1 protein-coding gene is annotated in these 370 nt (G+C 43.8%); it reads left to right on the forward strand.

The window, feature by feature from the left end; all coding sequences use genetic code 11:
* On the forward strand, nucleotides 1–370 hold a 370-nt coding region (locus A3712_RS16980; RefSeq protein ID WP_331710904.1), incomplete at both ends, for a DNA gyrase C-terminal beta-propeller domain-containing protein.

Genomic DNA, 370 nt, shown 5'->3' on the forward strand with positions numbered 1-370 from the left:
ACAGAAATCACAGCAGCGGTTCACGATATTGACATGGAAGAGCTAATCGCTCAAGAAGACGTTGTAGTAACGCTTTCTAATGCAGGTTACGTCAAGTACCAAATCTTAAGCGACTACGAAGCTCAGCGCCGAGGTGGTAAAGGTAAGAGTGCAACTAAGATGAAAGATGAGGATTACATTGAGCGTCTGCTTGTTGCTAACACTCACGACAACATCCTATGTTTCTCTACGCGTGGTAAGACATACCGTCTGAAAGTTTACCAACTACCATTAGCAAGTCGTACTGCTCGTGGTAAGCCTATCGTTAACATTCTTCCTCTAGAAGAAGGTGAACGCATTACAGCTATTCTGCCTGTTTCTGAGTTCTCTA

Source organism: Vibrio sp. HI00D65 (assembly GCF_001635455.1).
Classification (GTDB): Bacteria; Pseudomonadota; Gammaproteobacteria; order Enterobacterales; family Vibrionaceae; genus Vibrio.